This is a genomic window from Evtepia gabavorous, assembly GCF_003425665.1.
GTDB classification, from domain to species: domain Bacteria; phylum Bacillota; class Clostridia; order Oscillospirales; family Oscillospiraceae; genus Evtepia; species Evtepia gabavorous.
In genome coordinates this window covers 26,999-53,655 of record NZ_QQRQ01000006.1, presented here as the reverse complement: position 1 = coordinate 53,655, position 26,657 = coordinate 26,999, and the positions used below count along the sequence as shown (strand labels likewise).

The 26,657-nt window shown below is 61.1% G+C and carries 28 protein-coding genes; 11 read left to right on the top strand and 17 right to left on the bottom strand.

Annotation, left to right across the window (positions count from 1 at the left end):
* Positions 1-17: 17 nt before the first annotated feature.
* From aroA to DV520_RS05190, 5 genes are all read right to left on the bottom strand, one after another.
* Positions 18-1,298, bottom strand: coding sequence for a 3-phosphoshikimate 1-carboxyvinyltransferase (gene aroA / locus DV520_RS05210; protein WP_117142018.1), 1,281 nt, complete (start codon positions 1,296-1,298; stop codon positions 18-20).
* The gene (aroB, locus tag DV520_RS05205; RefSeq protein ID WP_117142017.1) at positions 1,295-2,353 is read right to left on the bottom strand and encodes a 3-dehydroquinate synthase; all 1,059 of its coding nucleotides are present in this window, start codon (positions 2,351-2,353) and stop codon (positions 1,295-1,297) included. The genes aroA and aroB overlap by 4 nt, the downstream gene beginning before the upstream one ends.
* Positions 2,350-3,186, bottom strand: coding sequence for a prephenate dehydrogenase (locus tag DV520_RS05200; protein ID WP_117142016.1), 837 nt, complete (start codon positions 3,184-3,186; stop codon positions 2,350-2,352). Before DV520_RS05200 ends, aroB begins: the two co-directional genes overlap by 4 nt.
* Positions 3,183-4,190 carry a 3-deoxy-7-phosphoheptulonate synthase gene (aroF, locus tag DV520_RS05195; protein WP_021918745.1) on the bottom strand — a complete coding sequence of 336 codons (1,008 nt, stop codon included), beginning with the start codon at positions 4,188-4,190 and terminating at the stop codon, positions 3,183-3,185. Before aroF ends, DV520_RS05200 begins: the two co-directional genes overlap by 4 nt.
* Positions 4,191-4,838: 648 nt before the next feature.
* Positions 4,839-5,225, bottom strand: coding sequence for a VOC family protein (locus DV520_RS05190; RefSeq protein WP_117142015.1), 387 nt, complete (start codon positions 5,223-5,225; stop codon positions 4,839-4,841).
* A gap of 275 nt (positions 5,226-5,500) precedes the next feature.
* Between DV520_RS05190 and DV520_RS12130 the strand changes: the two genes are divergently transcribed.
* Positions 5,501-5,938 (top strand): hypothetical protein, encoded by a 438-nt coding sequence (locus DV520_RS12130; RefSeq protein ID WP_133308834.1) that lies wholly within the window; start codon positions 5,501-5,503, stop codon positions 5,936-5,938.
* A gap of 74 nt (positions 5,939-6,012) precedes the next feature.
* On the opposite strand, the gene hisIE is transcribed toward DV520_RS12130, so the two are convergent.
* The 9 genes from hisIE to DV520_RS05140 are packed head-to-tail and all read right to left on the bottom strand — an operon-like array spanning position 6,013 to position 13,476.
* Positions 6,013-6,660, bottom strand: a complete 648-nt coding sequence (gene hisIE, locus DV520_RS05180; protein ID WP_117142013.1) for a bifunctional phosphoribosyl-AMP cyclohydrolase/phosphoribosyl-ATP diphosphatase HisIE — start codon at positions 6,658-6,660, stop codon at positions 6,013-6,015.
* A 17-nt stretch (positions 6,661-6,677) separates the two neighbouring features.
* On the bottom strand, positions 6,678-7,433 hold the full coding sequence (hisF, locus tag DV520_RS05175) for an imidazole glycerol phosphate synthase subunit HisF (RefSeq protein WP_117142012.1): 756 nt from the start codon (positions 7,431-7,433) through the stop codon (positions 6,678-6,680).
* Positions 7,430-8,155, bottom strand: a complete 726-nt coding sequence (gene hisA / locus DV520_RS05170; RefSeq protein ID WP_021918749.1) for a 1-(5-phosphoribosyl)-5-[(5-phosphoribosylamino)methylideneamino]imidazole-4-carboxamide isomerase — start codon at positions 8,153-8,155, stop codon at positions 7,430-7,432. The genes hisF and hisA overlap by 4 nt, the downstream gene beginning before the upstream one ends.
* A gap of 1 nt (position 8,156) precedes the next feature.
* Positions 8,157-8,777: an imidazole glycerol phosphate synthase subunit HisH gene (gene hisH / locus DV520_RS05165; protein ID WP_117142011.1), complete on the bottom strand. Its 621-nt coding sequence runs from the start codon at positions 8,775-8,777 to the stop codon at positions 8,157-8,159.
* A complete protein-coding gene (gene hisB, locus DV520_RS05160; RefSeq protein WP_021918751.1) occupies positions 8,774-9,358 on the bottom strand; it encodes an imidazoleglycerol-phosphate dehydratase HisB in 585 nt (194 codons plus the stop codon). Before hisB ends, hisH begins: the two co-directional genes overlap by 4 nt.
* A complete protein-coding gene (locus DV520_RS05155; RefSeq protein ID WP_117142010.1) occupies positions 9,358-10,422 on the bottom strand; it encodes a pyridoxal phosphate-dependent aminotransferase in 1,065 nt (354 codons plus the stop codon). Before DV520_RS05155 ends, hisB begins: the two co-directional genes overlap by 1 nt.
* Entirely contained in the window at positions 10,419-11,714 is a 1,296-nt protein-coding gene (gene hisD / locus DV520_RS05150) for a histidinol dehydrogenase (protein WP_021918753.1), read from the bottom strand. The genes DV520_RS05155 and hisD overlap by 4 nt, the downstream gene beginning before the upstream one ends.
* Positions 11,711-12,367, bottom strand: a complete 657-nt coding sequence (gene hisG, locus DV520_RS05145; RefSeq protein WP_117142009.1) for an ATP phosphoribosyltransferase — start codon at positions 12,365-12,367, stop codon at positions 11,711-11,713. The genes hisD and hisG overlap by 4 nt, the downstream gene beginning before the upstream one ends.
* A complete protein-coding gene (locus tag DV520_RS05140) occupies positions 12,364-13,476 on the bottom strand; it encodes an ATP phosphoribosyltransferase regulatory subunit (protein ID WP_117142008.1) in 1,113 nt (370 codons plus the stop codon). The genes hisG and DV520_RS05140 overlap by 4 nt, the downstream gene beginning before the upstream one ends.
* Before the next feature lie 520 nt (positions 13,477-13,996).
* Between DV520_RS05140 and DV520_RS05135 the strand changes: the two genes are divergently transcribed.
* The 8 genes from DV520_RS05135 to DV520_RS12285 all read left to right on the top strand — a co-directional run bounded on the left by DV520_RS05135 (position 13,997) and on the right by DV520_RS12285 (position 22,890).
* Positions 13,997-15,697, top strand: coding sequence for a 2-isopropylmalate synthase (locus DV520_RS05135; protein ID WP_021918756.1), 1,701 nt, complete (start codon positions 13,997-13,999; stop codon positions 15,695-15,697).
* 52 nt (positions 15,698-15,749) lie between these two features.
* A complete protein-coding gene (gene leuC, locus DV520_RS05130; RefSeq protein WP_021918757.1) occupies positions 15,750-17,006 on the top strand; it encodes a 3-isopropylmalate dehydratase large subunit in 1,257 nt (418 codons plus the stop codon).
* Between the two features lie 23 nt (positions 17,007-17,029).
* Positions 17,030-17,524: a 3-isopropylmalate dehydratase small subunit gene (gene leuD / locus DV520_RS05125; RefSeq protein ID WP_117142065.1), complete on the top strand. Its 495-nt coding sequence runs from the start codon at positions 17,030-17,032 to the stop codon at positions 17,522-17,524.
* Between the two features lie 5 nt (positions 17,525-17,529).
* Positions 17,530-18,600 (top strand): 3-isopropylmalate dehydrogenase, encoded by a 1,071-nt coding sequence (gene leuB, locus DV520_RS05120; protein WP_021918759.1) that lies wholly within the window; start codon positions 17,530-17,532, stop codon positions 18,598-18,600.
* Positions 18,601-19,012: 412 nt separating this feature from the next.
* Entirely contained in the window at positions 19,013-20,362 is a 1,350-nt protein-coding gene (locus DV520_RS05115; protein WP_117142007.1) for an MATE family efflux transporter, read from the top strand.
* 143 nt (positions 20,363-20,505) lie between these two features.
* Positions 20,506-21,822 (top strand): RCC1 domain-containing protein, encoded by a 1,317-nt coding sequence (locus DV520_RS05110; RefSeq protein WP_117142006.1) that lies wholly within the window; start codon positions 20,506-20,508, stop codon positions 21,820-21,822.
* A 133-nt stretch (positions 21,823-21,955) separates the two neighbouring features.
* The gene (locus DV520_RS12290) at positions 21,956-22,381 is read left to right on the top strand and encodes a hypothetical protein (protein ID WP_165850045.1); all 426 of its coding nucleotides are present in this window, start codon (positions 21,956-21,958) and stop codon (positions 22,379-22,381) included.
* 17 nt (positions 22,382-22,398) lie between these two features.
* Positions 22,399-22,890, top strand: coding sequence for a GtrA family protein (locus DV520_RS12285; protein ID WP_165850044.1), 492 nt, complete (start codon positions 22,399-22,401; stop codon positions 22,888-22,890).
* 53 nt (positions 22,891-22,943) lie between these two features.
* Here DV520_RS12285 and DV520_RS05100 read toward each other — a convergent pair whose 3' ends face one another.
* Both DV520_RS05100 and DV520_RS05095 read right to left on the bottom strand, forming a co-directional pair.
* A complete protein-coding gene (locus DV520_RS05100; RefSeq protein ID WP_117142004.1) occupies positions 22,944-23,837 on the bottom strand; it encodes a MaoC/PaaZ C-terminal domain-containing protein in 894 nt (297 codons plus the stop codon).
* Positions 23,834-24,697 carry a patatin-like phospholipase family protein gene (locus tag DV520_RS05095; protein ID WP_117142003.1) on the bottom strand — a complete coding sequence of 288 codons (864 nt, stop codon included), beginning with the start codon at positions 24,695-24,697 and terminating at the stop codon, positions 23,834-23,836. The genes DV520_RS05100 and DV520_RS05095 overlap by 4 nt, the downstream gene beginning before the upstream one ends.
* Before the next feature lie 298 nt (positions 24,698-24,995).
* On the opposite strand from DV520_RS05095, the gene DV520_RS05090 reads away from it, so the two are divergent.
* On the top strand, positions 24,996-25,268 hold the full coding sequence (locus tag DV520_RS05090; protein WP_021918766.1) for a hypothetical protein: 273 nt from the start codon (positions 24,996-24,998) through the stop codon (positions 25,266-25,268).
* 86 nt (positions 25,269-25,354) lie between these two features.
* On the opposite strand, the gene DV520_RS05085 is transcribed toward DV520_RS05090, so the two are convergent.
* The gene (locus DV520_RS05085; protein WP_021918767.1) at positions 25,355-26,011 is read right to left on the bottom strand and encodes a Crp/Fnr family transcriptional regulator; all 657 of its coding nucleotides are present in this window, start codon (positions 26,009-26,011) and stop codon (positions 25,355-25,357) included.
* Between the two features lie 117 nt (positions 26,012-26,128).
* Between DV520_RS05085 and DV520_RS05080 the strand changes: the two genes are divergently transcribed.
* Positions 26,129-26,599 carry a pyridoxamine 5'-phosphate oxidase family protein gene (locus DV520_RS05080; RefSeq protein WP_117142002.1) on the top strand — a complete coding sequence of 157 codons (471 nt, stop codon included), beginning with the start codon at positions 26,129-26,131 and terminating at the stop codon, positions 26,597-26,599.
* Positions 26,600-26,657: the final 58 nt, after the last annotated feature.

Here is a 26,657-nt window from a genome sequence, read left to right as displayed (position 1 = left end):
ATATCCCAGGCGGTCCGTCAAGGCCCAACGGGCGTTTCCTCCACCTGCTTTCCCAGGGACCGGAGCTCCGCCCAAAACGTCGGGTAGGATTTCTCCACCGCCTGGGCACCGGTGATGGTGACAGGACCGGTACAGGCCCCTGACGCCACCGCCGCCGCCATGGCGATGCGGTGGTCGCCTGCGGCGTCCACCTGTCCCCCGGACAGGTGGGACCTTCCCCGAATGAGAAGTCCATCCGCCGTCTCCTCCACCTGCCCGCCCAAGCCGTTCAGCATCCGCGCTGTGGTCTCCAGCCGGTCCGACTCCTTCAGCCGCAGCCGGGCGGCCCCGGTGATCTCCGTGACGCCGGGGGTGGCAGCTGCCACCGCAGCCAAAACGGGAACCAGGTCCGGAATATCGCGGGCATCCATTCTCGTGGGAACCCGGGGTCCTGGCAGTACAGTCACCCGGTCGGCGGCGGTACGGACCTGTCCCCCCATTGCCGCCAGCACCCGGCAGACCGCCCTGTCCCCCTGGAGGGAATCCAGGTCCATTCCGGTGACGGTGACGCCCTCTCCCCCCAGCATGCCCAGGCAGAGCCAGGGGGCCGCGTTGGACCAGTCCCCCTCCACCTGTACCACGCCGGGGCTGGCGTACCCCTGGGAAGCAATCGTCCAGCCCTCCTCCTGCTCTCTGGGCGTCAGGCCAAAGGTCGCCAGGGCCCGGAGAGTCAGCTGGAGATAGCTGGCCGACTCCCGCGCGCCCTCCACCACCAACCGGCTGCCATCCGGCAGCAGGGGCAGGGCAAAGAGCATCCCGGAGATAAACTGGGAGGAGACATCTCCCGGCAGATGGTACTCCCCTGGGCGAAGCTGGCCGGAGATGGTCAGACGCTTCTCCTCCTCCCACAGGGTCACGGCACAGCCGCCCTTCCGCAGCTGCTCCACCAGGGGCCCCAGGGGGCGCTGGGCCAAGCGGCCCGCCATTCGCACCGTGGCCTCGGCCCCCAGGGCCCCTGCCACCGGCAGGAGAAAGCGCAGGGTGGACCCGCTCTCTCCACAGTCCAGCAGGCAGGTTCCCACCGGTTTTGTCCGGTCCAGAGGGATCACCTCATAGCCCTCCCCCTGGCGCCGGAGCTGTGCCCCCAGCCCTTCCAAACACCGGACCGTGGCCGCAATATCCTGGGAGAGCTGGGGGCAGATCACCCGGGTGGGCCGGTCTGCCAGGGCCGCGCAGATCAGCAGGCGGTGGGCCGCCGACTTGGAGGGAATGGCGGCTACGGTCCCCGCAACCGCTCCCGGCTGTATGGTGACGTTCACAGGCCCAGCCCCCTTTCTATCCACGCCGGCAGTTCTGACACGGGAATCCGCACCAGCTGGCTGGCGCCCCAGGCAATGGGTACCACCAGAGAAATGGTGTCTCCGGACCGCTTTTTGTCCGACAGGGTTTTCTCATACAGCGCCTGGGCCGAATAGGCGGTGGCGTCCGGCAGGCCATACCGCTCCAGCAGCCGCCGCAGGCGGGGCAGCACCTCGGCGGGGCACCTGCCAAAGGCGACTGCCGCCCGGGTGACCAGGGTCATGCCAATGGCCACCGCCCGGCCATGGGAAACCGTGTATCCGCTGCAAGCCTCCACCCCATGGCCCAGGGTGTGGCCCAGGTTGAGCAGCTGCCGGGCGCCGGTGTCAAACTCGTCCTGCTCCACCAGGTCCCGTTTCTGGGCCACGCACCGGGCCACCAGTTCCTCCGGGTCGGCCCGGAAATCGACTGTCTCCAGCCGCGCCAGCAGGGCCGGGTCTCCAATCATGCCGTATTTAATCACCTCGGCGCACCCATCCGCGAAAACTTCTGCCGGGAGAGTGTCCAAGGTGTCCAAGTCACACAGCACTGCCTGGGGCTGGTAAAACGCCCCCGCTAAGTTCTTGCCGTTGGTCAGATCAATGGCGGTCTTTCCCCCCACAGAGGAGTCCACCGCCGCCAAGAGGGTGGTGGGCAGCTGAAGAAATCCAATCCCCCGCAGAAAGGTGGCGGCGGCAAACCCGGCCAGGTCCCCCACCACGCCGCCCCCCAGGGCAATCAGGCCGTCGGCCCGGGTGAGGCGCCGTGCCGCCAAAAACTCCAGCAGTTTGAGATAGGTTCCTCCGTTTTTTTGGTCCTCCCCCGCGGGAAAGACAAAGGAATGGACCCGAAAACCCGCCCGCTCCAGGCTGTCCTTCACCCGATTCAGGTAGAGGGGCGCCACCGTAGAATCAGAGACGACAGCGGCGGACCGACCCTTCCACTGTCCGGCGGCCTGCCGGCCCACAGTGTCCAGCAGCCCCCGCCCGATGGTAACCTCGTAGGGCCGGGAAGCCCTTACCGTGACGGTGGTCATGTCCCGTCCACCTCCTCCTTGATTCTCCGGCCCTCCTCCAACAGCTGGCAGAGGGCGGCAAAGTCATCCTCCTGGATGGCCTCCCGATACTGTTCCAGAGACCGGATCAGCGTATCCAGCTCGAAAAGCAGATTCTCCCGGTTCTCCAGAAAGAGCTCGGCCCACATCGCCGGGTTCAGCCAGGCCACCCGGGTGAGGTCCTTGTAGCTGCCGGCGGAGAATCCGTCGTGGTTGCGGGCTGTGGGGCTCTTGATATAGGCGTTGGAGATCACGTGGGCCATCTGGGAGGTGAAGGCGATCCGCTTGTCATGCTCCTGGGCCGTGGTAATGGAAACCCGCCCAAAGCCCACAGGAGCCAGCAGCTTTTTCGCCTCGTCCAGCAGCCGGATGTCATCAAATCGGGGGGGCACGATGACCATCGGGGCCCCGTCAAAGAGGTCCGCCCGGCTGTACTTAAAGCCGGAGAAATGGGTGCCCGCCATGGGGTGTCCCCCCAGGAAGCGGAACCCATACCGCTCCGCCAGGGGAAACACGCCGGCACACACCTTCTCCTTGGTCCCCGCGCAGTCAATCACCATGGTGTGCTTCGACAGCAGCGGCGCCAGACGGGTCATGTGTTCCACCACCGCCTCAGGGTAGGTGGCCAGCAGCAGCAAGTCCAGTTCTCCCAGACGCTCATCGGTCAAGGGTCCGTGGATGGCCTGGGCGATCTGGGCAAACTCCACGATGGTACTGTCCGTGTCCCAGCCCAGGACGGTGTTTCCCTCCTCCCGGCAGAAGGCCTTGGCCAGGGAGCCTCCAATGAGCCCCAGGCCGATGATGCCGACGGTCATCCCTCCATCGCCTCCCGAATCCGGAAGATCTTTCCGGCGGTGTGGGCGAACTGCTCCGGGGTCAGGGACTGGGCGCCGTCGCACAGGGCATGGGGGGGATCGTTGTGGACCTCAATCATAATGCCGTCGGCGCCGGCGGCGGCGGCGGCCATGGCCATGGGTTCCACCAGGTGGGCATGGCCGGTGGCGTGGCTGGGGTCCACCACCACTGGCAGGTGGGTCAGCCCCTTGAGCACCGGCACCACCGACAGGTCCAGGGTGTTGCGGGTGTAGGTGGACTCATAGGTCCGAATGCCCCGCTCGCAGAGAATGACCTTTTCGTTGCCGCTGGCCATGATGTACTCCGCGCTCATCAGCAGCTCCTTAATGGTGCCCGCCAGGCCCCGCTTGAGAAGGATGGGCTTGTCCGTTTTGCCCAGTTCCTTGAGCATGTCAAAGTTCTGGGTGTTCCGGGCGCCCACCTGGATCACATCCACCTGCTCAAACAGGGGCAGGTTTCGGATATCCATGAGCTCTGTGACAATGGGCAGCCCCGTGGCCTTTTTGGCCTCCAGCAGCAGGCGGATGCCCTCCTCTCCCAGCCCCTGGAAGTCATAGGGCGAGGTCCGGGGCTTGAACGCGCCCCCCCGCAGGAAGGCGGCCCCGGCCTTTTTGACCTGCTGGGCCACATAGGTGATCTGCTCCTCCGTCTCCACCGAGCAGGGGCCGGCGATGAGGGCAAAATGGCCCCCGCCGATGGCCGCGGGCCCCGCCTGAATGACAGAGTCCTCCGGGTGGAACTTCCGGTTGACCGCCTTGAAGGGGTCGGAGACCCGGGTCACCGACTCCACAATGTCCAGGCTCTGGATCATCTCCATATCCACCTTGGCGGTGTTGCCGATGAGCCCCAAAACTGTCTGGTACTCCCCTTGGGAGACATGGACCCCTAAATTCTGCTCCTCCAGCCAGTGGATGAGATGCTGGGTGCGTTCCGGTGACGCGCCGGGCTTTAAGACTGCAATCATGGTTCTGTTACTCCTTTCCTATCCCCGCCACTGGGCTCCGCTCCCGGCAGCGGCTCTGAACAACAAAAACGCCACACAGAACGGAATCTGTGTGGCGTGTCGTGATCTTCTCAAACAGAAGGACCCATCAATTTTCTCCAGCACAAATTGCCATTACCCTATTCCCTTGGAGGTCATAAAGTAATAGTAGGTAAAGGCGAATGCGCTGTTCATGCTGATGGTCTGGTGTTTCATAGCAAACCATTCCTTCCTTCATGCTGGCGTTATTTTACCACGCTTTTCCCCACCCGTCAAGAGGGAATTGAACCGGGACCGTTGCCAGGGGCCCGCCGCCAGAGGAACTGACGGTTGATCTTCCACGGCTCGTTTCCTCTTGGTGTTTGATGATCTGGTCGTCTTTTCCCGTCTGATTTTTTCAGGAAAGATATTGTTTCTACCATACTGAATTTTTATTAATTTTGACATTGCTTATGATCTTTTCTCAAAATTGAAACGGTTGGGAAATCCATTTTAGAGCTTTCTCACCCTGATTGCCCACCAGAAAAGCGGGGAGAGCTGCCACCGACAGTGCATTTATGCGCCTGTTCATCTTGCCGATGATTGGCTCAGCTGCCTTTGCCATCTCCCCGACAAATCAGAAGTTGCCTTTTAGAGGTAAGAAGCAATTTCAACAAGATTTCCGTCTGGGTCATACACATAGATACTCTTCATTTCACCTTGTGCTCCTTCAGTTTTTATAATACCTGCAATCACCTCTACCCCGTTCCTTTCCATTTCTTTTTTCACTTGATTGATGTCATCATTTGTAATCAGACAAAAATCAGCACAACCTCTTTCAGCATGTTTTGCCGTCGGCTGAAATTCGCCTACATACGTATGAATGTTAATCTTTTGATTCCCAAAATGAAGCGTATGCTGATCGTTCTCTTCCCTTTGAATTTTATGTTCCATTCCGAGAATGTCAACATAAAAGTGCAAACATTGGCACAAATTTTTTGTGGTAATTACAAAATGATCTATTCTATTTAAAGTCATTTCCTTTCCTCCAAATTCCGATTTGCCATTGACTTCATTGTAGCATAGCGATGTTATAAAGTCCAAGAAAATACGTGTACCTGTGGACAATAGGAAAAGCCTTGTATTTTAAGCGATTACAAGCGCAAAACAGGGCAGATCACAGAATCCCCCAAAATCCACTTCTCATGGTCCATGTCACCCTTGCGCCCCCTGTGTGGCCAAGGTATAATGAAGTGACAGATGAAATCCTGCCAAACCGCGACCTGTGTCGTCCCTTGTAGGAGGTGTTTGACATGAAAAAAATTTTTCTTTTTGTCTGCCTCGCCCTCGTCATTGCCGTGATCCTTTTCTTCTCTATTCCAGTCCCCATCGTATCCCATCCAGATTCTTCAAAAATTGAATGGATCATGGTAAACCCCGATTTTGGCAATCCCGACAGCATTCCCCTTGATATCTCCATCAGCGACGACGTTGAACAGGAGATATTAGAGTACCTGCATCAGTGCACGATGCGCCGGAAGCCATTCTCTGATAAGCGCCATTTTTCCTTATCAAGAGTTGCAATTTATTTCAGTATTGGAGACTCCCAAAATGAATCTCTATACTGTACCCTTGGTACATCAGACATCAATCGTTGCAGCCGCGGTTATGACTCCACTTGGTATTCCATCGCCTCTCCCAGTCCTGAGACCATCCTGTCGGACTTACGCCGTATACTTTCCAACCAATGACGCGCCGGATCACCGTACAGAAAAACAGCGTTTCGCTTTCTCCGCGAAACGCTGTTTTTTTGCTCTGCCTTGCCTTAGGTCATCTTTTCCTGCTTGACCTTCTTGTCAATGACGTGCCGGGAGGCCAGCTCCCGCCCCACATCCTCCAGGGAGATGCCCAGCTGGAGCATGAGGACCATCACGTGGTAGGCCAGGTCGGCAATCTCATAGACGGTCTCCTTCCTGTCCTCCGCCTTGCCGGCGATGATGACCTCGGTGGCCTCCTCCCCCACCTTTTTCAGGATTTTGTCCAGTCCCTTGTCAAAAAGGTAGGAGGTGTAGGACCCCTCTTGGGGCTGGTCCTTTCGGCCCTGGAGCAGTTCCATCAAACCCTGGAGGGAAAAGGCTGCGTTCTCCCGGCTCTCAAACAGAAGGTTGTGGAAGCAGGACTCCGCCCCGGTATGGCAGGCGGGCCCCTCCTTGTTCACCCGGATCACCAGGGCGTCACAGTCACAGTCGGCGGTGATGTCGATGATGTGCTGCACCGCCCCGGAGGTCTCCCCCTTCCGCCACAGTTCCTGGCGGGAGCGGCTCCAGAAGCAGGTCCGCTCCTCCCGGATGGAAATGGCCAGGCTCTCCCGGTTCATATAGGCCAGGGTGAGCACCTGGCCGCTGGTCCCATCCACCACAATGGCGGGGATGAGGCCCTTCTCGTCAAACTTCAGTTTCTCCATGTCAATCATGGTGGTTCCTCCCAATCTTATCGCACCGAAATCCCCGCCTGCCGCAGCTGGGCCTTCAGGTGGGGAATGGCAATCTCTCCAAAATGGAACACCGAGGCCGCCAGGCCCGCGTCCACCCCGGGCAGGGTCTGGAAGAGCCGGACAAAGTCCTCCGCCCGCCCCGCGCCGCCGGAGGCAATGACGGGTACCTTCACCGCCTGGCACACCGCGGCCAGCATCTCCAGGTCAAACCCTCCCTTGACTCCGTCGGTGTCAATGGAGTTGACCACCACCTCCCCGGCCCCCAGGTCCACACAGTGTTTGATCCAGCCGATGGCCTCCATCCCCGTGTCATCCCGCCCCCCCCGGCCAAAGACCCGGAACTGGCCATCCACCCGCTTCACATCGGCGGAGAGGACCACGCACTGACTGCCGTACCGCAGGGCCGCCTGACGGATCAGGTCCGGGTTGCGGATGGCCCCGGAGTTGACGCTGACCTTGTCCGCCCCGCACTTGAGCACCCGGTCAAAATCCTCCAGGGTATTGATGCCGCCCCCCACGGTGAGGGGAATGAACACCCGGCTGGCCGTCCGGCGCAGAATGTCGGGAAACAGGCCCCGCCCCTCGGCGGAGGCGGTGATGTCGTAAAAAACCAACTCATCCGCCCCGCTCCGGGTGTAGTATTCCGCCAGCTCCACCGGCGAGCTCACATCCTGGAGCCCCGCAAAGTTGACCCCCTTGACCACCCGGCCGTCCTTCACGTCCAGGCAGGGGATGATGCGCTTGGTAATCATGGTTCTCCTCCTTCCCCCAGGGCAATGGCCTGGGCCAGGTCGATGGCGCCGGTATAGTAGGCCTTGCCGATGATGGCCCCGGCGGCCCCCGCCTCCTTCAGCGCCCGGATATCCTCCAGACTGGACACCCCCCCAGAGGCAATGATGTCCATGGAATAGCGGCTGGCCAGGGTGCGATAGAGCGCCAGATTGGCCCCCCTCATCGCCCCGTCCCGGGAGATGTCCGTGCAGATCACCGTCCGCACCCCCAGGGCCTGCATACGGTCAAAAAACGTCTCCCAGCTGTCCTGGCTGGTCTCCAGCCAGCCCTTGATGGCCACTTTGCCGTCCTTCAGGTCGGCGCCCACAGCGATTTTCTCCCCATATTGGGCCACTGCCTGGGCGGTGAACGCCGGGTCGGTGACCGCAGCGGTGCCCAAAATCACCCGGCTGGCCCCGGCTTCCAGGTAGCGCCGGACGGTGTCCATGGTGCGAATGCCGCCCCCCACCTCAATCAACAAATTGGTTTGGGCGGCGATGCGCTGGATGACAGGCAGGTTGGTGGTCCGGCCGGTTTTGGCCCCTTCCAGGTCCACCAGGTGGAGGTGGGTGGCCCCCGCCCGCTCAAACTGGCGGACGGTGTGCAGGGGGTCCGGGTCGTATACCGTCATCTGGTTGTAATCCCCCTGGTACAGGCGGACCGCCTGGCCGCCGAAAAGGTCAATGGCAGGCAAGAGTATCATATCACCATTCCCCCTCACAGAAGGTTTTCAGGATCGTCAGCCCAACCGTGCCACTCTTCTCCGGGTGAAACTGACAGCCCATGACATTGCCCCGGGCCACCGCGGCGGTGAGCTGGGCTCCGTATTCCGCCGTGGCGATGACCACGTCGTCACATTCAGCCGCATAAAAGGAGTGGACAAAATACACACAGTCCCCCTCCTCCACCCCGGCCAGCAGGGGATGCCGCCGGCCGGCGGGAAAATGAAGGCCGTTCCAGCCGATGTGGGGAATTTTATACGCCTGGGGAACAACCCCCTCCATAGGCACCACCTTGCCGGGGAGAAGGCCAAGCCCCTGCCAAGTGCCAAACTCCCGGCTCTCCTCAAACAAAAGCTGCATGCCCAGGCAGATGCCCAGAATGGGCTTGCCCTGGGCCGCTTCCTCCCGGATCACCCGGTCCAGCCCGGTCCGGCGGAGCTTCTCCGCCGCGTCGGCAAAGGCCCCCACCCCGGGGAGAAAGAGTTTATCGGCCCGGCGGAGCACCGCCGGGTCCCCGGTGACCACCGGCGTCTGCCCAACGGCCTCCAGGGAACGGCAGAGGGAGAAGAGGTTCCCCACGCCATAATCAATGACTGCAATCATACAAGACTTCCTTTCGTGGACGGGATTTCATCCCGTCCGGTCCGGGCCACCGCCTGCTTCAGGCTCCGTCCGGCGGCTTTGAACACCCCTTCAATGAGGTGGTGGCTGTTCTCCCCCGCCAGCTTGCGCAGGTGGAGGGTGCAGCCGGCCTTGCGGGTAAAGGCCAGCCAGAACTCCTTGACCAGTTCCGTGTCAAAAGTCCCCACCTTTTCCGTGGGCATGGGCACATCCCAGCAGAGCATCCCCCGGCCGGACAGGTCCACTGCCGCCAGGATCAGTGCCTCGTCCATGGGCAGAACACTGTGTCCAAACCGCTCCACCCCCCGCAGGTCCCCCAGGGCCTGGGCAAAGGCCTGTCCCAGGCAGATCCCCACATCCTCCACGGTGTGGTGGTCGTCCACCCAGGTATCCCCCTGGCACTGCACGGCGAGGTCAAAGGAACCATGGCGGGCAAACCCGGTCAGCATGTGGTCCAAAAAGCCCACGCCGGTTTGAATCTGATACTGCCCCGTGCCGTCCAGGTTCAGCTGAAGGGTAATCTCTGTCTCCCCGGTCTTCCGGGCAATCTCGCTCTTCCGCATCAAAGGCCCTCCTCTCGCAGAATATCTCTCACCATCGTCAGGAAGGTCTCCATTTCCTCCTCCGCGCCGATGGTCACCCGGTTATACTGTGCAATGGCCGGGTCGGAAAAATGGCGGATCAGAATGCCCCGCTCCCTGCACTTCTGATACAGCCGGGCCCCGTCTATCCGGGGGTGGGTTACAAACAGAAAATTGGCCTGGGAATCCGGGAGGCGAAAGCCCATCTCCCGCAGGGCCCGGGCGGTCTTGTCCCGCGTGGCCATGATCCGCCGGGCGTTGGCTCGGAAGTAAGGATCGGAATCCACCGCGGCCTCTCCCAGCCGCAAGGTCAGCCGGTTCACATTATAGGGATTGGTGGCATACTTCAGCCGCTCCAAATCCGCAATCAGTTCCCGGCTGCCCAGGGCAAAGCCCAGGCGGGCCCCTGCCATGGAACGGGATTTGGAATAGGTCATCACCACCAAAAGGTTCTCATACCGACCCAGCAGCGCTGCGGCGGACGCGGCGCCGAAGTCCACATAGGCCTCATCCACCACCACCACATGGCCGGGATTGGAGGCCACAAGGGCCTCCACCTGATCCAGGGGCAGCGCCAGACCCGTGGGGGCGTTGGGGTTGGCCAGCACCGTGAGCTTTCCCTTTCCCGACAGCCCCGCCACATCCACGGAAAAGTCCTCCCGGAGGGGGACCGTCTCATAGGGCACCTGATGGAGGTTGGCAAACACAGGGTAAAAACTGTACGTCAGGGAAGGAAATACCGCGCCTTTCTCCCCAAAGGCCATGAACGCGAAGTTCAAAATGTCGTCCGACCCATTGGACAGAAAGACCTGGCCCGGCGTCACGCCGTACAGCCCCGCCAGCTTCTCCCGCAACCCGGCCCCCTCTGGGTCGGAGTAGAGCCGCAGGTCCGCCACCTCCCCCGGGCCCAGGGCCGCCAGAACCTCCGGGGAGGGGGGATAGGGGGACTCGTTGGTGTTGAGTTTGATGTACTGCTTGTCCCGGGGCTGCTCTCCGGGGGTGTACGTCTCCAGGCCCGCGTACCTGGTGTGCAAAAATCGGCTCATGGGGTCTCCTCGGCAAAGGCGGGGTCAAACCGGATGTCCACGCTGCGGGCGTGGCCGGTGAGGCCCTCCTTCTTGGCAAAGTTGGACACGGACATCTGGGCCTTCTCCAGGGCCCTCTTGGTATAGTAGGTATACTGCATCTTCTTTACAAAATCGTCCACAGACAGCGGGCTGGAGAACCGGGCGGTGCCGCTGGTGGGCAGGGTGTGGTTGGGCCCGGCGAAGTAATCCCCCAGGGCCTCCGGGCAGTTGCGCCCCAAAAAGACAGACCCCGCGTTCTGAATCTTGTCCAGGTAGTCAAAGGGCTGCTCCACGCAGAGTTCCAGATGCTCCGGGGCGATCTCATTGGCGATCTCCACAGCGGTGTCCAGAGACTGGGCCACAATAATCTTGCCGTTGCGGTCAATGGAGGCCCGGGCGATGTCCTTCCGCAGCAGCTTGGGCAGCTGTTCCTCCACAGCGGCCTGGACGGCCTCGGCCAGCGCCGCGCTGTCGGTCACCAGAACCGCGGAGGCATTGGGATCGTGTTCGGCCTGGCTGAGCAGGTCGGCGGCCACGATCTCCGGGCGGCATTTGCCATCGGCAATCACCAGAATCTCACTGGGGCCGGCCACCATGTCAATGCCCACCTGGCCAAACACCTGCTTCTTTGCCTCCGCCACAAACTGGTTGCCGGGACCCACAATTTTATCTACCTTGGGGATGCTCTCCGTGCCGTAGGCCAGAGCGGCCACCGCTTGGGCGCCCCCCACCCGAAACACCCGGTCCACCCCGCAGATCCGGGCCGCCGCCAGGATGTTGGGGGGAATCTTCCCATTTTTCCCCGGCGGGGTCACCATGCAGATCTCCTTTACCCCGGCCAGCTTGGCGGGGATGCAGTTCATCAGCACGCTGGAGGGATAGGCGGCGGTGCCGCCGGGGACGTAGAGCCCCACCCGCGCCAGGGGGAGGACCTTCTGCCCCATGAGGATGCCGTCCTCCTCATTGACCAAAAAGCTGTTGCGGACCTGGTGCTGGTGGAAGGCGGCGATTCGCTCGGCGGCCCGATAGAGAATCTCCACCAAAAGGGGGTCCGCGCTGCGGAAGCCCTCGTCCACCGCCCCGGGGCCCACCTCCAAGGAGGTGAGTTCCACCCCGTCAAACGCCTTGGTATACTCCTTCAGCGCCTCGTCCCCCCGGGCTTTCACCTGGGCCAGAATGGCCCGGACCGGTTCCTCCACCGAGTCCACCGGGTCCTCCCGGGCAAAGATCTCTCCCCGGTTGGTCTCCGCTTCCTTTAGAATGCGTATCATGTCTCCTCTGCCTCCTTCTCTTGGGCTGCCACCTGTTCCTTCAGCCCCTCATACAGGGTCTGGATGGCCTTGTGCTTGAATTGGAAACTCACCTTGTTGGCAATGAGCCGGGCACTGATGGGGACAATGGTCTCAATGGGGGTCAGGTCATTCTCCCGCAGGGTGGTCCCCGTCTCCACAATATCCACAATCACGTCCGTCAAGTCCAAAATGGGCGCGATTTCAATGGAGCCGTGGAGCCGAATGATGTCGATGTCCCGGCTTCGGGCGGTGTAATAGGTCCGGGTGATGTGGGGAAACTCCGTGGCCACCCGCAGGGTCCGCTCCGGGTCGTCCCGAAAGCCGTTCTTTGCCGCCACGCACATCCGGCACCTGCCGATGTTCAGGTCCAGCAGCTCATAAACCTCTGGGCCGTACTCCAGCAGAATGTCCTTTCCCGCCACCCCCACATCGGCCGCGCCCCGCTCCACATAGACAGGGACATCCGACGGCTTGACCCAGAAGTAGCGCACACCGGCCTCAGGATTTTCAAAAATCAGCTTCCGCTTGGGGTCCAGCAGTTCCTCACAGGGAAAGCCCGCCTGGGCAAACATGGCATAGACTCGCTCCCCCAACCGTCCCTTGGGGAGAGCCACGTTGAGAAATTCCTTCATGTCGTCCGGCCTCCTCTCAAATCCATCGTCTCCCGCGCCCGCAGCGCCCCGCCGGCCTGCCGCCAGGCCAGGACCCGCTTTCCCTGTCCGGCCAGCGCCGCCAACCGGGCGGTGAGGTCCTTCAAATCGGTCGCCTCGTCGTACAAAACCAGAACCTCCGCGTCAAAGGGGGGCTGGGCGGGACCCAGCCGCTCCAGTTCATTGAGGTAAATGGCAAATCCCATGGCCCCACAGGGCTTGCCCATCTTCTCCACCATTTTATCATACTGTCCCCCGGAGAGCACCCCCGCAGACAGATTTTTCAAAAAGCCCCGGAAGACGATGCCGCTGTAATACCCCATGTCTCCCTCCACAGAAAAGTCCAGATAGACCCGCTCGGCCAAGCCGTTGGCCTTCAGCAGGCCGCAGAGACTGTTGAGCTCCTCCCAGGCCTCCCGGGTCTTTTTGCCTCCCACGCACAGGGGGGCCAGTTCCTCCAGCACCGCCTCCATGGTCCCGTAGGTGGTCACCAGGCGCTCCAGCAGGGCCTGCACCGTGCCGCTGAGGCCCCGGCGCCGGCAGAAGTCCTCCAGCCCCGCCAGGTTTTTGGCCCGGACGGCGGTCATCACCTCGGGATACTCCGCTTCCGTCACGCCAGCCGCCTCCATAAAACCGGAGACCAGCCCCATGTGGGACACATCCAGCACATAGTCCGGATGGATGGCCCTCAGGCTCTCCACCGCCAGGGCGATCACCTCATAAATGTGATAGAGGTCCAGTTCCCCGATGCACTCCAGGCCGGTCTGCATGATCTCCTGGAAGGTCTCCTCCCCCTGGCCGGACCGGTAGACGCTCTCATTGTAGTAGACCTTTCGGGGGCCCGCCTCCTCCGCCCGGGTGTTCTTGATGATGGACAAGGTCACATCGGGCTTCAGAGCCATGAGAATCCCCCGGGCGTCGGTAAAGGTAATCATCCGATCGCTGACCAGAAAATCCTTATTGCGTACGTATAAATCATACTCCTCAAACTTGCTCATCTTAAACCGGCGGTAGCCGTACCGCTCATACAGCCCCCGCAGCCGGTACATGATCTGTTCCCCGCTGCGCAGGATCGTCCAATCCAGTTGCATGGTATGCTCCCCTTTCTTCCGTTGTTTAGTATACTATCACTCTACTTCGATAAAGTAAAGGGAAAGTTTGCATTTCCTATTTTTCTCTTCATAAAATTTCTTTTTCCCCGTTCCTGTCCCTTTGTGCAGATTGCAGCAGGTCGGCAGCTTTTTCCTACGGAGAGGGGGACACGTCGCCCTGCATCCTCTGAAAATCTCACCGGCTTTTATTTATTTTTTCGACGCTTCCCCATTGACAAACGCCGGTGCATCGGCTATCCTGTAAGCAGTGAAATTGAATACCGACACACAATGAAGGGAATATGCCTTTTCTGCCTCCATCCCAGAGAGCGGCTGTCTGGTGCAAAGCCGTATGGAGCGAGCTGGCGTCTCACCCCGGAGTGTGAACTATTTGAGTGGGCGTTGCTGGACGCCAATAAGAGTGGTACCGCGGAGAATCTTTGTCTTCGTCTCTTTGATCGAAAAAGAGGCGGAGCTTTTTTTATCCTCTCCGCCTATCTCGGAAAGGATCGTGTTTCCCATGAAAAACTTTGAAAAGTACCGCCCTGGGTATTACATGCCCCCGGAACCCTGTATGGACTGGGTCAAGAAGGACCGGCTCACTGAGGCCCCCGCCTGGTGCAGCGTGGACCTGCGGGACGGCAACCAGGCCCTGATCACCCCCATGAATCTGGAGGAAAAGCTGGCCTTTTACCGCTTCCTGCTGGACGTGGGGTTCAAAGAGATTGAGGTAGGCTTCCCCGCCGCCTCCGAGACCGAGTATGAATTTCTGCGGACCATCATCGAGGACCATCTGATCCCCGACGATGTGTACATCCAGGTGCTCACCCAGTCCCGCCCCCACATCATTCAAAAAACCTTTGAGGCCATCAAAGGCGCCAAGAACGTGGTGGTCCATCTCTACAACTCCACCTCCTTTGCCCAGCGGCAGCAGGTCTTCCGGATGGCGGAGGACGAGATCGTGGACATCGCTGTCTCCGGGGCCAAGCTGTTCAACGAGTACGCCGACAAAATGCCCGAGACCAACTTCCGCTTTGAATACTCCCCGGAGAGCTTCACTGGCACGGAGGTGGAGTTTGCCCTGCGGATCTGCAACGCGGTCATCGACGTCTGGCAGCCCCGGCCGGAACGGAAGGTCATCATCAACCTCCCCTCCACCGTGGAGATGTCCATGCCCCACGTCTATGCCCAGCAGATTGAGTACATGAGCAAGCATCTCCACAGCCGGGAGAACGTCATTGTCTCCATCCACCCCCACAACGACCGGGGCACCGCCGTGGCCGCCGGGGAGCTGGCCCTGCTGGCAGGGGGACAGCGCATCGAGGGCACCCTCTTCGGCAATGGGGAGCGCACCGGCAACGTGGACATCGTCACCATGGCCATGAACCTGTTCACCCACGGGGTGGACCCGAAGCTGGACTTCTCGGACATGCCCAAGACGGTGAAATTCTATGAGGAGCTCACCGGTATGTCCGTGGGCTACCGCCAGCCCTACTCCGGTCACTTGGTCTTCGCGGCCTTCTCGGGCTCCCACCAGGACGCCATCTCCAAGGGCATGAAGTTCCGCCAGGAGCGTCAGGAGCCCTTCTGGACCGTCCCCTATCTCCCCCTGGACCCCCACGACGTCAACCGGGAATACGAGACCGATGTCATCCGCATCAACAGCCAGTCAGGCAAAGGGGGCATCTCCTATATCCTGGAGCACAACTTCGGCTACGACCTGCCCAAGGAGATGGCCGCCGAGGTGGGCTACTTCATCAAGGGCATCTCCGACCACGCCCACAAGGAGCTCACCCCCCACGAGATTCTGGTGGCCTTCCAGCATGAGTACCAAAACAAGGACGTGCCCATCGCCCTCCAGGACATCTCCTGGATTCGGGAGAAGGGCTCCACCGTCGCCGATGCCACCCTGGCCATCCACAACGAGCTGTACTACCTCAGCGCCCGGGGCAACGGCCCCTTGGACGCGGTGAGCAATGTGCTGAAGATCGCCAACCCCAACATCCAGTACCAGTTTGTGGACTATGAGGAGCACGCCCTGGAGACCGACTCCGACTCCCTGGCCTCGGCCTACGTGGTCATCGCCGATGAGGAGGGCAACCACTACTGGGGGGTGGGTGTCGACAGCGACATCACCATGGCCTCGGTCTACGCCCTCATCACCGCCGTGAACCGGGAAAACAAGGTGAAGCAATTCATCCCCACCCATGAAACCGACTGAGACCGCTCCGGTTTCAGTTTGACACACCCACAAGAAAGAGGAGGCTTTTCCCATGGGAATGACAATGACACAAAAAATCCTCGCTGCCCACGCCGGCCTGCCGGAGGTCAAGGCCGGTCAGCTGATCCGGGCCAAGCTGGACATGGTCCTGGGCAACGACATCACCTCCCCCGTGGCCATCCGGGAATTTGAGAAGGAGGGCTTTACCGGGGTGTTTGACAAGAGCAAAATCTCCATGGTCATGGACCATTTCACCCCCAACAAGGACATCAAGGCCGCCGAGCAGTGCCTCCAGTGCCGCACCTTCGCCCGGCAGTTTGATCTGGACAACTTCTATGATGTAGGCCAGATGGGCGTGGAGCACGCCCTTCTGCCGGAAAAGGGCCTGGTGGCCGCCGGGGAATGTATCATCGGCGCGGACTCCCACACCTGCACCTATGGGGCCCTGGGGGCCTTTTCCACCGGGGTGGGCTCCACCGACATGGCCGCCGGCATGGCCACGGGGGAGACCTGGTTCAAGGTCCCTGAGGCCATCCGGGTCCACCTGACCGGCAAGCTCCAGCCCTGGGTCAGCGGTAAGGATGTCATCCTCCACCTGATCGGCCTGATCGGCGTGGACGGCGCCCTGTACCAGAGTCTGGAATACTGCGGGGACGGTGTGGCCGCCCTGTCCATGGATGACCGGCTGTGCATCGCCAACATGTCCATTGAGGCCGGCGCCAAAAACGGCATCTTCCCCGTGGACGCCATCACCCGGGCCTACCTGGACGGTCGGGTCAACCGTCCCTACACCGCCTATGAGGCCGATCCCGACGCCGAATACGTGCGGACCGTGGAGATTGACCTGAGCCAGATTGAGCCCACCGTGGCCTTCCCCCATCTGCCGGAAAACGCCCACCCCATCTCCCAGGTGGGACAGATCAAAATCGACCAGGTGGTCATCGGCTCCTGCACCAACGGCCGGCTGGAGGACATGGCCGTGGCGGCCAAGCTCCTGGAGGGCAAGAAGGTGGCCGACCATGTCCGCTGCATCGTCATGCCTGCCACCCAGCACATTTTCCAGCAGTGCATTGACCTGGGCTATCTGTCCACCTTCATCTCGGCTGGCTGCGCTGTCTCCACCCCCACCTGCGGCCCCTGCCTGGGCGGCCACATGGGAGTCATGGCCAACGGAGAAAAGTGCGTCGCCACCACCAACCGGAACTTTGTGGGCCGCATGGGCGGCATCACCTCGGAAATTTATCTGGCAAGCCCCGCCGTTGCCGCCGCCTCCGCCGTGGCCGGCTTCATCGCGGACCCGCGGAACTAAGACCAGGGAGGAATCATTTCATGCTGAATGCAAAGGGATTTGTACACAAATACGGGGATAACGTGGACACCGACGTGATTATCCCCGCCCGTTATCTGAACATTGCCGACAAAAAAGAGCTGGCCACCCACTGCATGGAGGACATCGACAAAAACTTTGTCCACGCGGTGAAGGCCGGGGACGTGATGGTGGGGGGCTTCAATTTCGGCTGCGGCTCTTCCCGGGAGCACGCCCCCATGGTCATCAAGGAGTCCGGCATCTCCTGCGTCATCGCCAAGACCTTCGCCCGTATCTTCTACCGCAACGCCATCAACATCGGCCTGGCCATCCTGGAGTGCCCGGAGGCCAGCGAAAAGATCGAGGCGGGGGACGAGGTGTCCATTGACTTTGACACCGGCCTTATCACCAACGCCACCAAGGGGGAAACCTATCAGGCCAACCCCTTCCCCGACTTCATCAAAGAGATCATTCAGGCCGGCGGCCTCATGGCCGATATCAAGAAGAGACAGGAGGGCTGAGAGCCATGAACTATAAACTCGCGGTCATTCCCGGGGACGGCATCGGCCCCGACGTGGTGGAGCAGACCCTGCTGGTGCTGGACAAGGTAGGGGAAAAATTTGGCCACACCTTCCAGTACCACAAGGTCCTGGCGGGAGGCTGTGCCATCGACGCCACCGGCGGCTGCCTGCCCCAGGAAACCATCGATGTGTGCAAAGCCTCCGACGCGGTCCTGCTGGGGGCTGTGGGCGGTTGGAAGTGGGACACCCTCCCCGGGGACCAGCGGCCGGAGCGGGCTCTGCTGGGTCTGCGCAAGGCCCTGGGCCTGTTTGCCAACCTCCGCCCCGCCCTGCTCTTTGAACAGTTGGCGGACGCCTCCCCCCTGAAGCCGGAAATTCTGGCCGGCGGCCTGGACATCGTGGTGGTTCGGGAGCTCACCGGCGGCATCTACTTCGGGGAAAAGGGCGTGAAGGACACAGACCTGGGCCCCGCCGCCTACGACATCGAGCAGTATGCCGAGGAGGAGGTCCGCCGGATTGCCAAGGTGGCCTTTGACATGGCCATGAAGCGCAGCAAGCACGTGACCAGTGTGGACAAGGCCAATGTGCTGGAGTCCTCCCGCCTGTGGCGGCGGGTGGTGACCGAGGTGGCCAAGGACTACCCAGAGGTCACCCTGGACCATCTCTATGTGGACAACGCCGCCATGCAGCTGGTCCGCAATCCCCGCCAGTTTGACGTCATCGTCACCAGCAACATCTTCGGGGACATCCTCTCTGATGAAGCCAGCCAGATCACCGGCTCCATTGGCATGCTCCCCTCGGCCTCCCTGGCCCAGGGCAATTTCGGCATGTATGAGCCCGTCCACGGGTCTGCCCCCGACATCGCCGGCCAGGACAAGGCCAATCCCATGGCCACCATTCTCTCTGCCGCCATGATGCTCCGCTATACCTTCGGTCTGGGCCAAGAGGCCGACGCCATAGAAAACGCTGTCAAGTCCGTCTTGGACCAAGGTTACCGGACCCCCGACCTCTTTGCCGGGGAGGGCACCCTGGTGGGCACCGCGGAAATGGGCCGCCGGATTGCGGAGGCAATCTAAATCCCCCAACGCTCTGCTTTTCTGAACCTCCCTTGCCCCAGGCAAGGGAGGTTTTCTTGTCGCCACAGGACAGTGCCGCCTCTTGACAGGCCATGGGAAGAACGGTATGATAAACGTGCTGTCGCACAGAAAGGTTGTGAGCCCCATGGGGGGAAACAAGCTCGGCCTGGACCTGGGCTCCGGACAAGGGAATGAAACACATTGTACGGAGCCTGACCCAGTTCACAATTCCACAGTGAAAACTGGTCCCATCTAAGCTGTCTGCTTGGGAGGGGATGTTTTTCTGCTGTCTTCTTTTACCACGGCGCCGGACGATGCTCTGCGCCGTTTTTCCTTGGGTCAGCCGTTTCTGGTTGAAACGCGGAGAGCGTGACGCTCTCCGCGTTTTTGTATTTGAAAGGACAGGATTTCCATGAAACAAAGCTACGACTTCACGGCGGGGCCCATCGGCAGACCGCTGCTTCTCTACACCCTCCCCCTGCTGCTGGCCAATGTGCTGCAGTCCTTTTATCAGCTTGTGGACCTTTTGGTGGTGGGCAGAATCGTCGGAGAGACCGGATTGGCCGCTATCAGCAGCGCCTCCACGGTATGCTTTCTTATCACATCCCTGGGCACGGGCCTGACCACAGGGGGCATGGTCCGCGTCGCCCAGCAGGCCGGCGCCAAGGACACCACCGGCCTGGAGGAAACCGCGGGGACCCTTTTCTCCGCTTCCCTGGTCGTCTCCCTTCTGGTGGCTGTGGCAGGGGCCCTGACTGCCCCCTGCCTGCTCCAACTGCTGTCGGTCCCCTCCGAGGCCATGACAGATGCCAGCGCCTACCTGCGTGTGCTCTGCCTGGGCACGCCTCTCTCCTTCGGTTACCTGGCCCACTCTGCCTTCCGCAAGGGAACAGGGGACGCCAAAGTCCCCCTTCTCTGCATCGCGGCGGCCGCCGCCATCAACCTCCTGCTGGACCTTCTCCTGGTGGGCATCCTGGCCCTGGGAACCGTGGGCGCGGCCTACGCCACAGTGGCCTCTCAGGGAGCCTCCCTTCTGCTGTCCCTCTCCCTGGGCAGAGGGCAGGATGGGGCGGTTTCCCGCCGCCCCCGCTTCACGCTCCGCCGCCAGCCCCTGGCCGCCATTGTCAAAATTGGCCTGCCCACGGCCCTTCAAATGATGGTGGTAAACCTCTCCTACTGCATCTTAGCGGGCATGTGCAACACATTCGGCGTGTCTGTCGCCGCCGCGGCCGGCATCGGGCTGAAGGTAAATACCTTGGTCGCCATGCCGTGCTGGTCCCTGGGCCAGGCGGTAACCGCCATGGTGGGGCAGAACACTGGGGCGGGCGCCATGGACCGTGTGCGGAAAATCACCCGCACGGGCCTTTGGTGCGGTCTGGCCAGCACCCTGATTCTCCTGCTGCTGGTACACCGTTTTTCTCTTCCCATTCTCCAGCTGTTTGGATCAGACAGCCCGGAGGTCCTCTCCGCCGGGGTTCTCTACTTTCAGATCTGCTGCGGCGTCAACAGCCTGTTCTACACTGCCATGTACCTCCTTGACTCCTTTGCCATTGGTTTAGGCCATGCCAAGGTGGCCTTGGTCAACGCCCTTTTGGACAGCTTCCTGCTGCGCCTGCCTGTCTGTTGGTGTCTGGCCTTCCCCCTCGCCTTGGGCTATCCCGGTCTGTGGATCGGGCAGGCCATCTCTCCCCTGCTCCCCGCCCTCATCGGGGGATGGTTCTTCCACCACACCGTTGGAAGCTTCCCCACCCCCCATGGATAAGGCAGGCTGACACCTGGCCCGTTTCCAGTCATTGCACACGGGATTTGACAAAAAAACCTTGCCAAACTGGTTTTTTCCCTGTATATTGATTAAAATATTCATTTTTTGATGGTACACAGTTTTTATGGAAAGGAGGCGATTGGATGAGACTCCGTACTCTTGCTTCCATCGCCGCAGCCCTCTTACTCCCAGTTCTTCTCTCCTCCCCCGCCAGCGCCTATGACATGGGCGCCCCAGATACCCCCGTTCGTCTGAGCGCCGGCCTGTCCCACACCGCGTTTGTGGACCAGGAGGGGGTCCTGTGGACTTGGGGCAGCAACCAGTCCGGGCAGCTGGGGGCCGAAACCCAAGAGACCGGAACCGATTTGGAGGGAACCGTCATTCCTCTGTCCAGCAGGCCGCTCCAGGTCATGGAAGACGTGGCCTCGGTGAGCGCCGGCGCGGACTTCACCGTGGCTCTGAAAACCGACGGCACCCTGTGGGCCTGGGGCGGCAACGACTACGGCCAGTTGGGCAACGGCAGTACCACCCCCTCTGACCTCCCCATCTGTGTTCTGGACCAGGTCACCGCAGTCAGTGCCGGCGACTACCATGTGGCCGCCCTCCGTGCAGACGGTTCCCTGTGGACCTGGGGGGATAACCTCTATGGTCAGCTGGGAGACGGCACCTTGGAAAGCCGGTCTGCCCCGGCAAAGGTTTTGGACCAGGCGGCCGCCGTCAGCGCCGGGGCCGGGTCCACCGCCGCTCTGCTGGGCGATCAGACCCTGTGGACCTGGGGAGACAACCTCTTCGGTCAGCTGGGGGACGGCACCCGGGCGAGCCGGTCCACACCGGCAAAAGTATTGGACCAGGTGACTGCTGTCAGCATGGGCGGCTACCACGCCGCCGCCCTCCGGGCGGACGGTACCCTCTGGCTGTGGGGGAGCAACATCGACGGCCAGCTGGGCAACGGCGGCCAGGGAAACACCACCGACCAGACCGGCGCCCAGCTGCAGACCCTGCCCCTTTCCCTCTCCACCACCGGCCCCGTCACTGCGGTCAGCGCGGGCACCAGCCACACCGCCGTGATCCTGGCTGACGGCTCCCTCTGGACTTGGGGGCGGAACGACACCCAGCAGCTGGGTCTGGACCAGACGGCCCCCACCGTCTCTCTGCCCGCCCAAGTCCCGGCGGTGACCCAGGCCGCCGCAGTCGGCACAGGAACCTACCAGACCGTCTGCCTGCTCTCCGATGACACGCTGTTCTCCTGGGGACCCCAGGCCATGGGCCTGCTGGGCGGCGGCGCCGTGGAAACCCTGGCGGAGGTCCCGAAAGCAGAGGCCGCCGCTCCCGCAGAGGCCACACAGGTCACCTTCCAGGAGGAGACTGCGGCCTGGGTCCCCCTGGCCATTCTGGCGGGCTCTGCGATCCTGCTGGTTCTGGCGGGCTGCCTCTCGCGAAAAGAGCGCGTCGGCGTCTGATTGGGAAAAAAGTTCCATGGAGTCCCCATGGAACTTTTCCTTTTTTTTCCATTCTCTTTATCTTCTCTTTACTTTTGGAAAAAAAGAGAGTATACTTGCTTCCGCAATCAATCTTCTCCAGGGAGGTATCTCGATGGAACTCTTTCGCCCTGCCGGAATCTGCCGGACCGATCCCGACAGCCGGGACTGGACCCGGGAGCACGGTTATGCCAAGGCCAGCGCCTTCCCCTTTCCCGACCTCTATCTGGACGACAAGGTTGCCCAGCTGACCCGGGAGGACCCCGCTGTCCTCCCCTTTCTCCAGCAGTGCCTGCGCCAATTTGTCAACCACGAATACGGCCATCTGTCCTCCTTGGACCTGGTGGAAAACTTTCTCAACCGGGATGTGCACCAGAAAAACACTTGGATGCGGGGAAACTACCCCAGCCCGGCCTGGGGAGAAATCCGCCTGGAGATTTTTTACGATATGGGCCTGTTCCACCTGGAAGATGTCCCGCCCCGGGCATTGGCCCTGGAACAGAGCCGCAAGGAAGCCGCCCACACCGCCGACCTCCCATGAAACCCATGAAAAAACGCATGCTCCAAGATCATACCATCCAGGACGCCTTGGCTTTCTGGCAGCTGCTGCGGCGGGGAAGGTTCCGTCCGCTCTTGGCCGAGCCCACGGAAAACACCATCATCCAGCTGTTTCGCTACGTGATTACCGGTGCCTCCTCTTTTTTGGTGGATTTTCTCCTCCTGTTTCTGCTGGAGCTGGCAGGGCTGTATTATCTTCCGGCGTCCGCCGTCTCCTTCCTGGTGGGAATCTCCTGCAATTTTCTGCTCACGAAGTTCTTTGCCTTCAAGTCTGTGGACCCCACTGTGGGCCCCACCGCGGAAGTCTTTGTCTTCGCCGCCATCTCCGGCGGCGGTTTGGTGCTCACCATGGTGCTGATGTATCTGTTTACCAGCCGGCTTCAGCTCTATTTTATGGTCTCCAAGCTCATCAGCAGTATTTTGGTGTTCTTTTGGAATTTCCTGGGTCGGAAGTTCATTCTCTACCCCGGAAAGGTCCACGAACATGCCTGACCCCCTCCAACAAAGAAAGGGATCTCCCATGGGAGATCCCTTTCTTTGTTGCCTCAAACTACTTCGTCCCACTCCAGCTCTCCCCGGTCCAGGATTGCCTTCCCGGTGGTTCCATGGCACAGCCGGAAGGCCGCCCTGCCGGGGGCAAGCTTCCACAGGTGGAGCTCCACCGGGGTGTCTGGATAGAGCACCGTCTTCATAGCCGCGTACATCCGGCGCAGCCGCTCCGGCTGCCCGGGGAAGAGCCCGGCAATGGCCAGGCGGCAGGCATATCCATAGGCACACAGATCATGGACAAAGGGCCCGTCCAGGCCGCGGCTGACCGCCACCGCCCGGTCCACATGGACCAGGTTGGTATCCCCTGTCAGGCGATAGAGCAGATTCTGCGCCGCTCCAATGTGGTCCCGCTCCACCAGGTCCGCCGGGCGGTCCGGAATGGGGCTGTCCCCCCGGGGCATCGGCCGGCCCCCATATCCCCCCAGGGTAGGGAACAAGGTGGTACACCGGTTGGTGCACAGAAGGGTTCCCCCCTCATCAAACACCTCCACCTGGGACCGGACCGCCATGCCCCGGCCCTCCCCCCGGTCAAACAAGTCCGTGAGGACATCCCGGTATACGAAGCTCCCCTTCACCGGGGGGATGGGGCGGTGATACAAAAATTCATACGCCAGGTTGACATAGGACTGCTCTGGTTTCAAAATCTCCTCCACCAGCACCGGGATGGACCGGGGCCGGGGCAGTTTGGGGGTGACATTCACGGTCCCCCAATAGGGCGTTGCCCCAAAGGTGGGGATGGCCTGCATGTCCCTTTCATAGGTATACTGGGGCTCTGCTCCCCCAGCCCCCACCGCCAGGGCATACAGCGCGCAGTCCCGCCAGGTATAGGTCATGGTCCGCCACTCTGTGGCAAGGCCCTGCAAACAGGCCTCCCGTGCAGATTCCGTCATGTTGCTTTCCCCTCCTTCTGCAAAAATTCCCGCAGGGCAGGCAGGCGCTTGCGGGCCACCGCCCGCCCCTGGTCATAGACCGCTTGGATTTTGGCCCGGTCATGCTCCACCCGCTTAATCTTCAGCGCCGCCTCCGGCCGGATCACAAAGACCTCCCCCCGGCGCTCTTTCTCCCGAATATACGCCGTGGTCTCGTTGTAGACATCCTGGCGGCGGGCCATGGTCTTGAGCAGGTCGGGATACTGTGAATAGGCCGCTTTCATCAGGGGAAGGGCCTTGTTTTTCTTTTTCTCATAGCCCATGGGCTGGGTCAAAATGACCACATTCCGGTCATAGCCCACGGATTCCAAATACTTGAGGGGAATGGAGTCGGAAATCCCTCCATCCAGCAGCTGGTATCCCCCCACCTCTACAATCCGGGCCGCCAAGGGCATGGAGGCCGATGCCCGGAACCAGTCCAGGTCCTCCCGGTCCCCCTTCCGACAGTTGTGGTAAACCGGTTTTCCCGTGTGGACATCTGTTGCCACCACGTAAAAATCCATAGGAGAGCTCTCGTAGGCTTCCCGATCAAAGGGGTCCAGGTGATCGGGGATCTCCCGGTAGCAGAAATCCGCCCCAAACAGATCCCCCGTCTTGGCCAGGGAGCGGAAACTGCTGTACCTGGGGTCCTGACAAAACCGCAGGTTATAGCGGATGACCCGCCCCGGCTGGTTGGACTTATAGTTGCTGCCGAACACAGCCCCGGCGGACACCCCAATGGCCCCGTCGAAGCCAATGCCCTCCTCCATCATCACATCAATGACGCCGGCGGTGAAGAGCCCCCGCATAGCGCCCCCTTCCATGACCAACCCGTGCTTCATGGACATCTTCCTTTCTCTTGCGCGAATCTGTCTTTTATCCTACCACGGCCAAAGGAATTTGTAAAGGCGGACCCTCCGCTCTGCTTTCTGGGCCTCATCCACAAAGCGCCGTGAAATTCCAGGCAAAAATATTCCAATTCGCACAAATTTAAGTGGACATTTCCGCTTCTTTCCGATATAATAGAGACAGAAAGCGTGCGTCCGGATTCCATCGTCTCCAGACGCCCCCCGCAGGGGAACCGCTGGACGGACGTGATGCAGTGTATCCTTCTTTTGACCCTGGAAAGGAGGCCAAATCATGTTGTACTTCTGGATTTTGACGGTGATCCTCTTCGCGCTGCCGGTCGGGCTGGTGATGCTCACCTGGGACCGGTCTCAGGCGGATGCCCGGGAATGCGTGATCCGCTGGCAGATCATCGCCTCCGCACTTTATTTTCTGGCCACCGGCCCCACAAGCCAGGGCGGGGAAACCGCCCTTTTGATGATGCTCCTGGGCGCTCTGATCGCCGCCACCGCCCTGCTGGTGCGGCACTGCACCGGCGGGCATGGTCAGGGATACTTCCACTTTTAAGCAGCCCAGCCCCATACACCCATTTACCGCCCCGGCCTGCCCCAAAGCAGGCCGGGGCGGTTTGTGTTCCGTGCCAGCCGGCTGCGCTATTGCCTGAGGGTAAACGTCCGTTTGGTGTAGTCAATCAGTCCCTCGTCCCTCATCCGGGCCAGCTCCCGGGTCATGGCGGAGCGGTCTGTGCAGAGATACTCGGCCAAGGCGGTGCGTCCCATGGGAATGGTAAAGGTCCGCGCCCCGGCAGCCTCCGCCTGCCGGGCCAGGTAGGTCAGCAGCTTCTCCCGAATGGTGGTGCGGGAAACCACCTCCAGCTTTTCCACCAGGGTCAAGTTCTTCTCCGCAATGAGCTCCACCATGTTTTCAATCATCCGGTGGTGAAACCGGCAGACCAGCTTGCAGGCGTGGAGAATCCGCCCATAGTCCAGCAGGAGCACCCGGCTGTGGGTTCTGGCCTGGTAGGCGATGGTCCGATTCCTGGCCTTGGCACAGGTGTAGCTCTCCCCAAAGATGCTCCCCACCGGGAGCACGGACAGAAGGGACTTCTTTCCGAAAGAATCCTCGCTGATCATCTCCACCTCCCCCTCCAAGACCACACCCAGCAGGGGATGCGCGTCAGGGGTCCGCAGGATGAAGTCCCCCCGGCGGGGCGCGGCCTCCCGGGCGCTGAGGCACCCCAGCATGGCCTGCAAATCCTCAGGCGCAATGTCGCGGAAGAGAGGGCACCCACGGAGCTCCTCCACAGTCATCTTTCCTCACCTCCCCCTCAGGCGTAAAAAATAATGTCCAAACGATGCAGCCGCAACAGGGAAATCCGGCTGTCTTTGCTATGATCATCTTATCAAATCAGCAAGGAGGACGCAAGCATGGAACACAAAATGCACAAGGCCAGCCGCCAGCTCCCAGAGGATGAGACCCTGGAGCTCCTGAAAAGAGGGGACCACGGAATCCTGTCTGTCCAGGGCGACGACGGATACCCCTACGCCACCCCCGTCAACTACATCGTTGTCCATGACAAGGTCTATCTTCACTCCGCTCCCTACGGCTATAAAATCCAGTGCCTGGAGCGCAATCCCAAGTGCTGTTTTTCCGCCATTGTCAGCACCCGGATCATCCCCGAAAAAATCACCGCCGCGTATGAGAGCGTCATTCTCACCGGGCAGGCCGTCTTCGTGGAGGACCGGGCGGAGAAGCAGGCTGCATTGGAGGCCTTTGTCACCCAGAAGCACCCCGGCTATGAGGAGATCGGCTTCCAGATGATTGCAAAGCAGATTGACAAAACCGCGGTGCTCCGCCTGGACCCCGTCGCCCTCACCGGCAAAGCCTACCGGGGCTGACCCCCCGCTGGCAAGAAAAGCCACCTGCGGCGCACACAGCGCCGCAGGTGGCTTTGTT

What these genes read in the sequence shown, in the direction of transcription:
- aroB (WP_117142017.1), bottom strand. Translation starts at nt 2,353, where the DNA reads ATGACCACCGTCACGGTAAGGGCTTCCCGGCCCTACGAGGTTACCATC.
- DV520_RS05200 (WP_117142016.1), bottom strand. Translation starts at nt 3,186, where the DNA reads ATGACCGTCGGCATCATCGGCCTGGGGCTCATTGGAGGCTCCCTGGCC.
- aroF (WP_021918745.1), bottom strand. Translation starts at nt 4,190, where the DNA reads ATGATTGCAGTCTTAAAGCCCGGCGCGTCACCGGAACGCACCCAGCAT.
- DV520_RS05190 (WP_117142015.1), bottom strand. Translation starts at nt 5,225, where the DNA reads ATGACTTTAAATAGAATAGATCATTTTGTAATTACCACAAAAAATTTG.
- DV520_RS12130 (WP_133308834.1), top strand. Translation starts at nt 5,501, where the DNA reads ATGAAAAAAATTTTTCTTTTTGTCTGCCTCGCCCTCGTCATTGCCGTG.
- hisIE (WP_117142013.1), bottom strand. Translation starts at nt 6,660, where the DNA reads ATGATTGACATGGAGAAACTGAAGTTTGACGAGAAGGGCCTCATCCCC.
- hisF (WP_117142012.1), bottom strand. Translation starts at nt 7,433, where the DNA reads ATGATTACCAAGCGCATCATCCCCTGCCTGGACGTGAAGGACGGCCGG.
- hisA (WP_021918749.1), bottom strand. Translation starts at nt 8,155, where the DNA reads ATGATACTCTTGCCTGCCATTGACCTTTTCGGCGGCCAGGCGGTCCGC.
- hisH (WP_117142011.1), bottom strand. Translation starts at nt 8,777, where the DNA reads ATGATTGCAGTCATTGATTATGGCGTGGGGAACCTCTTCTCCCTCTGC.
- hisB (WP_021918751.1), bottom strand. Translation starts at nt 9,358, where the DNA reads ATGCGGAAGAGCGAGATTGCCCGGAAGACCGGGGAGACAGAGATTACC.
- DV520_RS05155 (WP_117142010.1), bottom strand. Translation starts at nt 10,422, where the DNA reads ATGAGCCGATTTTTGCACACCAGGTACGCGGGCCTGGAGACGTACACC.
- hisD (WP_021918753.1), bottom strand. Translation starts at nt 11,714, where the DNA reads ATGATACGCATTCTAAAGGAAGCGGAGACCAACCGGGGAGAGATCTTT.
- hisG (WP_117142009.1), bottom strand. Translation starts at nt 12,367, where the DNA reads ATGAAGGAATTTCTCAACGTGGCTCTCCCCAAGGGACGGTTGGGGGAG.
- DV520_RS05140 (WP_117142008.1), bottom strand. Translation starts at nt 13,476, where the DNA reads ATGCAACTGGATTGGACGATCCTGCGCAGCGGGGAACAGATCATGTAC.
- DV520_RS05135 (WP_021918756.1), top strand. Translation starts at nt 13,997, where the DNA reads ATGAAAAACTTTGAAAAGTACCGCCCTGGGTATTACATGCCCCCGGAA.
- leuC (WP_021918757.1), top strand. Translation starts at nt 15,750, where the DNA reads ATGGGAATGACAATGACACAAAAAATCCTCGCTGCCCACGCCGGCCTG.
- leuB (WP_021918759.1), top strand. Translation starts at nt 17,530, where the DNA reads ATGAACTATAAACTCGCGGTCATTCCCGGGGACGGCATCGGCCCCGAC.
- DV520_RS05115 (WP_117142007.1), top strand. Translation starts at nt 19,013, where the DNA reads ATGAAACAAAGCTACGACTTCACGGCGGGGCCCATCGGCAGACCGCTG.
- DV520_RS05110 (WP_117142006.1), top strand. Translation starts at nt 20,506, where the DNA reads ATGAGACTCCGTACTCTTGCTTCCATCGCCGCAGCCCTCTTACTCCCA.
- DV520_RS12290 (WP_165850045.1), top strand. Translation starts at nt 21,956, where the DNA reads ATGGAACTCTTTCGCCCTGCCGGAATCTGCCGGACCGATCCCGACAGC.
- DV520_RS12285 (WP_165850044.1), top strand. Translation starts at nt 22,399, where the DNA reads ATGCTCCAAGATCATACCATCCAGGACGCCTTGGCTTTCTGGCAGCTG.
- DV520_RS05100 (WP_117142004.1), bottom strand. Translation starts at nt 23,837, where the DNA reads ATGACGGAATCTGCACGGGAGGCCTGTTTGCAGGGCCTTGCCACAGAG.
- DV520_RS05095 (WP_117142003.1), bottom strand. Translation starts at nt 24,697, where the DNA reads ATGAAGCACGGGTTGGTCATGGAAGGGGGCGCTATGCGGGGGCTCTTC.
- DV520_RS05090 (WP_021918766.1), top strand. Translation starts at nt 24,996, where the DNA reads ATGTTGTACTTCTGGATTTTGACGGTGATCCTCTTCGCGCTGCCGGTC.
- DV520_RS05085 (WP_021918767.1), bottom strand. Translation starts at nt 26,011, where the DNA reads ATGACTGTGGAGGAGCTCCGTGGGTGCCCTCTCTTCCGCGACATTGCG.
- DV520_RS05080 (WP_117142002.1), top strand. Translation starts at nt 26,129, where the DNA reads ATGGAACACAAAATGCACAAGGCCAGCCGCCAGCTCCCAGAGGATGAG.